Source organism: Paenibacillus sp. 598K (genome assembly GCF_003851045.1).
Lineage (GTDB): Bacteria > Bacillota > Bacilli > Paenibacillales > Paenibacillaceae > Paenibacillus_D.
Window position 1 is genome coordinate 21,969 of sequence record NZ_BFBX01000077.1, and the last position, 9,831, is coordinate 31,799.

The 9,831-nt window shown below is 57.7% G+C and carries 4 protein-coding genes; all 4 read right to left on the bottom strand.

Annotated features, from left to right (window positions below; all coding sequences use genetic code 11):
* Window positions 1–37: 37 nt before the first annotated feature.
* The gene (locus PA598K_RS21855) at window positions 38–6,214 is read right to left on the bottom strand and encodes an immunoglobulin-like domain-containing protein (protein ID WP_221414169.1); all 6,177 of its coding nucleotides are present in this window, start codon (window positions 6,212–6,214) and stop codon (window positions 38–40) included.
* Between the two features lie 192 nt (window positions 6,215–6,406).
* Entirely contained in the window at window positions 6,407–8,005 is a 1,599-nt protein-coding gene (locus tag PA598K_RS21860; RefSeq protein WP_185602155.1) for an AraC family transcriptional regulator, read from the bottom strand.
* Window positions 8,006–8,049: 44 nt separating this feature from the next.
* Window positions 8,050–9,057: a FecCD family ABC transporter permease gene (locus PA598K_RS21865; protein ID WP_128659000.1), complete on the bottom strand. Its 1,008-nt coding sequence runs from the start codon at window positions 9,055–9,057 to the stop codon at window positions 8,050–8,052.
* The coding region (locus PA598K_RS21870; protein ID WP_185602156.1) for a FecCD family ABC transporter permease at window positions 9,054–9,831 on the bottom strand (778 nt) is incomplete at its 5' end. The genes PA598K_RS21870 and PA598K_RS21865, both read right to left, overlap by 4 nt.

Consider the following 9,831-nt stretch of genomic DNA (forward strand, 5'->3'; position numbering starts at 1 on the left):
ATCGATAGCGGCTTGTTTTTATTAACGGGTTCCTCAGTTAGATCAAATCTGATTTTTGCAAAAGCCGTTGCATGATGGTGGCCACCTCAGCCCGCGTAATAAACGCCTTCGGCGCAAGCTCGGCAGCGCTTCTGCCTGTGACGAGACCGGCTTGCACGCTGTCTGCCACGCTGCGCCCAGCCCAGTCGGATACGTCTGACGCATCCTCAAACGCATGAAGCAAGGTATCTCCCCATGACTCGGACAACTGTGCCTTCAGTCCGGTCATTGCCATCGCTCTGGAGAGCATCGTCATTGCTTGTTCCCGCGTAATCTTGTCTTGAGGCCGGAACGTGCCATCCTCGTACCCTTGGACTAGTTGATAAGTATAGGCCGTATTGATCGCGCGACTATACCAGTCCGACGTGTTCACGTCAACGAAAGCCGTCGCCCCTTCCTCCAGCTTCAGTCCCAATGCCTGTACCAGGATAGTGGCAAATTCAGCCCGCGTAATATCGCGGTCGGGGCTGAACAGACCGTCTCCCGTTCCCTCAATAACCATCCGCGCCCCCATGTCGTTCACAGCCTTTTGCGACCAGTGGTTGACCACATCGAGGAATTCGAGCGGGTGCCATACGATAGCGTACGTGCTATTGGTTACGCTGCTGATCTGAGCATAATACTGGCCATCGACCTTGACAATCTTGGTCGGCACGTGGCGCGTCGTCCCATCCGGCTCGACAACGATGCCTGTCGTAATCTTGTCCGGATCTACGCCGGCAGGGATCGCGATGGTCCGCTCCACATAGGCTTTGAACTGCGAGACTTCGACGGTCATCGATTCGTAGATAGCTCTAATCGTGAATTCAATCGGCGGAACGACAAGTGTAAATGTTCCTTTCGCTGCCGCATTCTCCACTACCTTCAACGTATCGCTTGTTGGAGCAGCGATTTCGACTTGTATTTTGATGTCCTCCAGTGCCACCGTTTTTCCGATTTGCTCGGAGATCGCATCGATATTCAGTTGCTGTGCAGGCAGCTTATACGTCGCACGATCGGTTTTGATTTCCACTACGGCCTTTTGGTTTTCCATGTTTTTCACCATTTGACCGTTCAGCTCTCCGATGACGACATCCGACTGTGTGTTCACCGGAATCGTCATGATCGCCCCCTGGCCTTCCGCAGCCAGCTTGTCTCCGAGCTTCTTCTCATCCACGGCGATCGTGAGGATGGTTTGCTCGTTGCGCTTGCCAACTGTCGTCACACCGGCTTGTTCCGCTTTGCCGTTCACCAGCACGATGACTGCTGCTTCGTTGGCTTGACCGGTATTCGTCGTTGTCGTTGGCGCCGGATAATACACGCTAGGAGGCGCCGGCAGTGCCTTCACCGTGATGATGAACGTCCGGGTGTCCGTGGCGCTGCCTTTGGTAATGGTAGCGGTCAGCGTGACCTGCTGATCTCCGGCTGCCGCCGACGGACGCGTCACTTGACCGTTATCCGCGATGACGTTCGGCGTGTTGGACGACCAGGTGATCGTCGTGCCGTTCGCTCCGCTGGCTGGCAGAGTCAGATCGTGGGTCACGTTTGTCGCGATGTCATTACCACCAAAGCTGATCGCTAGTGCCGCTTTGTCATCAGCTACCGCTTCCGCATCGGTCTGCGGTGCTGCCTTCACCGTGACATCGAACGTTTGCGTATCTGTGGCACTGCCTTTGGTGATCGTAGCCGTCAATATGACGAGTTGATCTCCAACTGTTGCCGACGGACGCGTCACTTGACCGTTATCCGCGATGACGTTCGGCGTGTTGGACGACCAAGTGATCGTCGTACCATTCGCTCCGCTGGCTGGCAGAGTCAGATCGTGGGTCACGTTTGTCGCGATGTCGCTACCACCAAAGCTGATCGCCAGTGCCCCTTTGTCGTCGGCTACCGCCTCCGCATCGGTTTGAGGCGCGGCTTTGACTGTGACATCGAACGTTTGCGTATCTGTTACACTACCTTTTGTAATCGTAGCCGTCAGTGTAACGAATTGGTCACCAGTTGTGGCGGATGGGCGCGTCACTTGACCGTTGTCCGCGATAACGCTCGGGACGTTGGACGACCAAGTGATCGTCGTACCATTCGCTCCTGTTGCAGGCAACGTAAGGTCCTGCGTCACATTTGTATCGCTGTCGCCATTACCAAAGCCCACCTCCAGCGACGCCTTATCGTCGGCCACCGCTTCCGCATCGGTCTGCGAAGCGGCTTTAACCGTGACATCGAACGTTTGCGTATCTGTGACACTGCCTTTGGTGATCGTAGCCGTCAGCGTAACGAACTGGTCGCCAGCTACTGCCGACGGACGCGTCACTTGACCGTTATCCGCGATGACGTTCGGCGTGTTGGACGACCAAGTAATCGTCGTACCATTCGCTCCGCTAGCAGGCAGAGTCAGGTCCTGCGTCACATTCGAATCGTTGTCGCCAGTACCAAAGCCGACCTCTAGCGACGCTTTGTCGTCGGCTACTGCCTCTGCGTCCGTCTTTGGCGCAGCTTTGACCGTAACGGTGAAGGTTCTCGTGTCATTCACACTGCCTTTTGTAATGGTAGCCGTTAATGTGACCAGTTGATCGCCAGCTGCTGCCGACGGACGCGTCACTTGGCCATTATCTGCAATGACGGACACCTCGTCGGACGACCAGTTGATCGCCGTGCCACTCGCCCCACTGGTAGGCAGAGTCAGGTCCTGCGTCACATTCGTTTCGCTATCTCCATTGCCGAAGCCCAGCTCCAGCGCGGCTTTGTCATCCGCGACCGCTTCCTCGTCCGTTTGCGTCCTGACGATGACCGTTATTGTCGCGGTTCCGATTTTAGTTGCATCTGCAGTCGAGGTCGCCTGGATCGTGTAAGGCCCCAGTTCCGCATTCGCAGCTACCGCAACGTTGCCCGCAGCATCTACGGTCACTAGGCCGTCCGTATCGCTGCTCGTCCACGTCACCGTCGTCGCTGCGTTACCGACCACATCTACCGTGGCCGTGAGCTGCTGGCTCCTGCCTCGCTCTACGCTTACGCTGCTCGGACTGACGCTCACACTGTTCACCGCCGGATCCGGGACAGATTGCAGGATGGTCCCATTAGCCCCCACTGCCATAAACGTGTCGTTGACATAGATGACCTTCAGCAGATTATTCGTCGTGCTGCTGGAGCTCGATTGCAACGTCCAGTTCACTCCGTCGGCGGAAGTTACAACTTTGCCGCTGTTGCCCACCACCACATACATGTCGTTGCCATAAGCGATTCCATTCAAGTGATATGAAGCGTTGCTGATATGACTCGCCCAGCTTACGCCATCGGGAGAGCTTATGAGCGCTCCGTAGGATCCGCCAGCTATATACTTGCCGTTCTCATAAGCAATGCTGTAAATATCGCTGTAACTATTGATGGTTTGAGCCGTCCAGGTTATGGCGTTGGCAGAAGTAATGACCGTTCCGACGTATCCCACCGCTACATACTGACCATTTCCGTAAGTAACGCCATTTAAATTGTAGGTAACGTTGCTTGTTTGGACCGTCCAACTTGTGCCATCGGGTGAGGTAATCACTCGCCCATTCGCCCCTACCGCTACAAACTTGCCGTTGCCGTAGGTGACGCTCTGCAAATTTTGCGATCCGCTCACCGTCCGCTTCGTCCACGTTAAGCCATCGTCGGAGGTGATGATCGTGCTATTTTGTCCTACCGCTACATACTTTCCGTTCTCATGAATAACGCTCTGCAGATTTTGCGTCACGCCGCTCACGGTCCGCCTCGTCCAGGTTACGCCATCCTCGGAGGTCACGACCGTTCCGCTGTTCCCCACCGCCACATATTTCCCGCTTCCATAAGTGAGGCCGTTTAGTTGGCTGGACGTTACTGACGAGCTACCCCGGCTTGTCCAAGTCACAGGAACAACGGTAACCGTAATCGTCGCGGTGCCGATCTTGCTGTTGTCCACGGTCGAGGTCGCTCTGATCGTGTAGCTTCCTGGGACGGCAGTCGGAGCAACCGTCACCTTGCCCGTCGCGTCTACCGCTACCTTGCCGCTGATATCGCTGCTGCTCCAGTGAACGGTCGTCGCTGCCCCATGCTCCACACTTACCGTAGCCGTAAGCTGCTGGCTCTTGCCTTGCTGCACGCTTGAGTAACTCGGGGCGATGCTTACACTGCTTACTGCAGGTGCTCCCGGAGCGGCAGTTACCGTAATCGTCGACGTTCCGAGCTGACCGCCATCCTCGGTCGATGTTGCGGTGATCGTGTGGTAGCCTAGCGTGGCAGTCGCCGCAACAGTCACATTGCCTGCCGCATCGACCGTCACGCCACCGCTCGTATCGCTGCTCGTCCACGTCACTGTCGTCGCTGCCCCGCCTGCGGCTTCCACCGATGCCGTGAGCTGCTGACTTCCGCCCTGGACCAGGCTTACGCTACGCGGGCTGATGTCGACACCGCTAACTTCCGGCAATATCGTCGATGTACCAGATTGCAGCACTCGGCCTGATTCCCCTACAGCCACATACTCGCCATTGCTGTAGGCGACAGCATTATACTTCAGCGCATCCGGATTAGTCGATTGGATCCAACTCGTGCCGTCATTGGAGGTCAAGATCACCCCAGCCGCTCCTACGGCCACGAACGTATGATTTCTATAGACGATGCCATTCAATGACACCGTACTGTTGCTTACCGCACTCGTCCAGTTCACGCCATCGGTGGAGACGATCAGCGTCCCGTCGGCCCCCGCAGCCACAAACGTGCTGTTTCCGTAAGCGATGCCTTTCAGTTGCTTCGTCGTTCCACTCGTTTGACTCGTCCAATTCATCCCGTCGCTAGAGACGACCACCGTGCCAGCGTCTCCTACCGCCACGTACTTGCCCTTGCCGTAGCTGACGCCTGAGAGCGCTTGAGTCGTGTTACTCCTCCACCCCGTCCAGCTCGTACCATCTTCGGAAGTTGAGATCCATCCATTAGCCCCAACAGCAATAAACAAGCCATTGCCATAGGCGACGCCGTTGAACTGAGTGGACACGCCCCCCCAATTATTTGACCAAGTAATCCCGTCGGCAGAGGCGTGCATCGTACCATTGGCATCGGCTGCCACAAAGACCCCTTTGCCAAAGGCAACCCCAGATAAATATTGCGTCATGCTGCTCTTCGTTCGGTTGCTCCAGGTGATACCGTCGCCGGAGGTAGCAACTGTGCCACCACTCCCTACCGCCACATAAGTTCCATTGCCATAAGCGATGCCATTGAGCCCGCTGCTCGTAGGCAACGGACTGCGGATCGTCCAGGCTCCTCCATCCGTCCCCGTCAAGATCGTGCCACCGGTTCCCACGACGACATAGGTTCCTGGACCATAGGCGACTCCCATCAGACTTCCTGAGTTGACGCCGCTTGTTTCATTGCTCCAGGTTACTCCGTCCGTAGAGGACTTAATCACGCCGGAATTGGCCGTTGCCACATATTTTCCGTTGCCATAAGTGACGCTAAGCAAGTTTTCTTGCGTGCCGCTCGTCCTTTGCGTCCAAGTTACTCCATCTTCGGAGGTGACGATTTTCCCTTCTGTACCTACGACCACATACTTATCGAGGCCATATACAGCATCCAGCAAACTCACGTAGACATTGCTCGATTGGCTTGTCCAGCTCGTTCCATCGCTGGAGGTATAGATCGTCCCGTCACTCCCGTTGTTCCCGGCGATTACAAAAACACCGTTGCCAAAAGTAATCGCGTATAGAACGGAATTGCCAATGACCGGACTGTTCGGGTTCAACGTCCAGCTCGCTCCATCGCCGGAAGTCAACACCTTGCCAAACCCGCCTACGGCCACATACATCCCATTCCCATAAGCGACGCTGGTGAGTTCGCTCGTATCGTTGTTGGTGGCGCTCGTCCAGCTCGCTCCGTCATCGGAGAGGATAATTTTCCCGCCCTGGCCCACCGCTACAAACTGGTCGTTGATATAAGAAACATCTTTCAGATTGCTCGTGATCCCGCTTGTTTGATTCGTCCAGCTTGCCCCATCGACAGAGGTCATCACGACCCCGTTATTTCCCACAGCGACATAGGTCCCATTCCCATAGGCGACATCGATTAAGTTCTCCCCCGTGGGCAGCGGACCTCGGACGGTCCAACTGTCCAACGGACTTGCCGCCACAGCCATCTGAGGCAAGCTCCCCACCATAATCAGCAATGCCATTACGATTGCTAGCCAACGTTTTATCACAATCATTTTCACTCCATCCCCTATGACTATATTCCCAATGCTCCTGACCTATTTTCGACATCATTATACAATCGAGCGATCAACAAGGAATAAACAAGCGCTGTAAACAAGTGCATAAAAACGCAAAAAACCGCAAAGCGTCAACCGCTTGCGATTTTTTGATTAATACAATTATATCCGGCGATCTCCGAATTACCGTGAAGCATTCTCATCCAAATGGCTCAACAGCTCGCGCATAATGCGCTGCCGCCCGAGCGGTGTCCAGCTCATCGCGTACCAGTTGGGGATCGTATACAGATGGCCGCGCCGCACCGCCTCGATCCGGGTCCATGCGGACGTGCTCACCATCTCCCGATAGCGATCTCCGCTACCGGCCAATACATGATGCTGATGGATGAACAGATGCTCCGTCTCCAGCACAGGCATCGCCTCCGGCTGCAGCTCCAGCCGCCACAGCTCCGCAGGGGACTGTCCGCCCGGCTGCAGCCCCAGCTCGCCGTACACCAGCTCATTGAGCGGATGATGGGCAGTGCCCTGGATGCCGACGGCGCGGTGATTGACCTGCATCAGCAAGACACGCTCCACCCCGAGTATCCGCCGCAGCGACTGACCGGTCGTCTCGCTCTGCACATATAGCCGGGTCAGCATCTCGGACGCCTCGCGCTCCCGATTGACCAGCTCGGCGATCTGCTCGAAGTTGCGCTGCCAGTCCCACACCGAGAAGTCGAGGAATACAGGCGGGGCCGTCTGCTTGAGCCGCTCCCGGAACTCGGTATGATAATCGTCGGCGATGATCAGATCCGGACGAGATGTGCTCATCTGCCGCAGCTGCTCCTCCAACCGCTCCCTGTAGACCTCCTGACTCTGCCCGGGATAGCAGAACAGATCGACGACGCATACCGGCTCGATGCCCAGCGATCGCAAGTGATCCTCCAGACTAAGCGACGAGGCTACCGCAACCTTGAGTCGGCCTCGCTTCATATATAACGTAGGCGCGACGCCCACCTTATGCTGGAACATCCGGCTAAAGTAAAACTCGCTACGGAACCCAACCTCAGCCGCCACCTCTTTCACGCGACTCTCCTTGTTGTTCAGCAGCCGTTTGGCGTGCGTCATACGCACATTGTTGAGATATTCGAGCGGGGGCATACCGGTCTCCTGACGGAAGAGCCGGGAGAACGCCGCCGAGGACATGCCCCCTGCCGCCCGGGCCAACTGTTCGATGCTGATCTTGTCGGGGTAGTGCTGCTCGATATAGAGGATGCTGCGCTCGATCCGTTCGTCCCTCGCCTCGGCGAGCGGCACCTGCTCCTGCTGCAGCAGCTCGTGCATGAGCCGATCGAATAACAGTCGGCCCTTGACGGAATGCCGAAGCGACTCCTGGTGGCCAAGCTGATACAGCTGCGCCACCGACTGCAGCACTTGCTGCGGCTGATGGACGAGCAGCAGCCCTGGAGACAGCCCGCCCGACAAGGGCGGAGCGGACACGCCTGCATACCCGTCCTTCGTCTTGGCGAGGCGGATCGATTCGAACCATAGACCATAATACTGACATGCGCCGCCTTGCTCGGGGAACTCCACGATCATGCCGGGCACGAGCAGATACAGCTGGAACGGCCTGAGCTTCTGCAGCGCGCCATCGAGCAGGATGACGCCTTCGCCCTCCAAAATAAAACAAAGCATGTAGGCAGGGATTTTAAGCTGTCCCGCTCCACCTTGCTTTGGGAATCTTCTCTTCCGCACCGAGGACAATCGGTAGATCTGATAGCCTGCATTGGCATATGAGGACACGAGCCGGGCCCCTCCCTTCCTGAGCTTCCAACCGTCTCCCTTCATTATATAGCACGACGAGCACGCAGCAAATAGATCATATAAGGCGCTCCGACGAGCGCTGTGATCAGCCCCACCGGAATCTCGTATGGCGCGAACAGCAGACGCCCGGTCAGATCGGCCAGCATGACGATCCCGCCGCCGAGCAGCGCTGCGACAGGCAAGCGGACGAGACTGCGGCTGCCGATCATATGGGTAGCCATGTGAGGAGCCATCAAGCCGACAAAACCGATCGTCCCTGCCATCGACACAGCCGAGCCCGCCAGGCCAACACTGCATAGCAGGAACAGCGCTCGCGTCGGCTCGACCCGCACGCCAAGCCCTGTGGGAGACTGTGCGTTCAGCAGGAACAAATCGAGCACCCGGGCCTTCCATAGCAGCAGCAGAAACAGCGGCACAATCCACGGCAACAAGGGCCAAAAATGCTCCCATGTCCGGCCATACAAGCTGCCAGCCATCCACACAAAGGCTTGCGAGACTCGGAAAATCTGTCCCAGGGTGAGCAAATACGTAATGAGCGCTCCCGCCATCGCGGATAGGGCAACGCCGATCAGCAGCAAACGCGTCGTAGAGTCGACCGCTCCTCTGCGCCAGGACAAGCTGTAGATGAGAGCAGCAACGAGCAGCGCGCCGCCAAAGGCAATCCAGGGCATCGCCCGCATAGGGAAAGCCGGCGCCAGCACCATGACAGCGACAACCGCCGCAGCCGCCCCCGCATTGATGCCGATGACGCCCGGAGAGGCCAACGGATTGCGGGTCATCACCTGCAGCACCGCACCGGCCAGCGCAAGTCCGGCCCCGACCACAAATCCGGTTAACGCGCGAGGCAATCTCAGCTCAAAAATGGTGAAGGCATAATCCGAGTCCCCTCTGCCGATCAGGCTGCGCCATACCTCTGTCGCAGGGATGGCACGCTCGCCCAGCATCACATGAAGCACGATCAAGCCGACATTGAGGAGCAGCAGCGCCGCGAGGAGGATGCTGGCGCGTTTTTGGATCGCTGCAGGAATCATGAGACGCCCTCCTTCCGTTGGACGAGGTAGATCAGGAACGGAGCGCCGAAGAAGGCGGTGACCACCCCGACCGGAATCTCTTGTCCCGGCAGCGCAAACCGGGCTCCGATATCCGCCGCCAACAGCAGCAGCGCCCCGAGGACGGCCGAATAGGGGATGACCCAGCGGTAGTCCCCTCCTGTCAGCATGCGTGCCATATGCGGAACAGCCAGGCCGATGAAACCGATCGGACCGGCAATCGCAACCGCGCTGCCCGCCAGCAGCACGACCGCGACGATGCAGCCGATGCGAATCAGCTTCAATCGCTGCCCGAGGCCCTGAGCCACCTCCTCGCCCAGCTTGAAAATGTTGAGCTGACCGCTCAGCGCGAACGCCGCTGCCAGACCCGCCAGCAGATAAGGCGCAATCTGCGCGAGCAGCGCCAGATCTCGCCCTGTCAGCGCGCCTGCCAGCCAGAACCGCATCGTGTCGAGAGACTGCTCGTTCAGGATCAAGGTTCCTTGCGTCAAGGAAGCAAACAGCAGATTAAGCGTAGCCCCGGCCAGCACCAGCCGGACCGGGGACTTGGACGCTCCCCCTGCAGAGCTGAGCGCAAGCACCAGCACGCCTGCCACGGCCGCCCCCGCCAGCGAGGACCAGGCGAATAACTGCAAGGAGGTGCCGCCGATATAGAACGACGCCAGCACGGCGGTAAGCGCTGCGCCATAATTGATGCCGAACAGCTCGGGGCCTGCCAGCGCATTGCGGCTGATCGCCTGCATGATGCACCCGGCT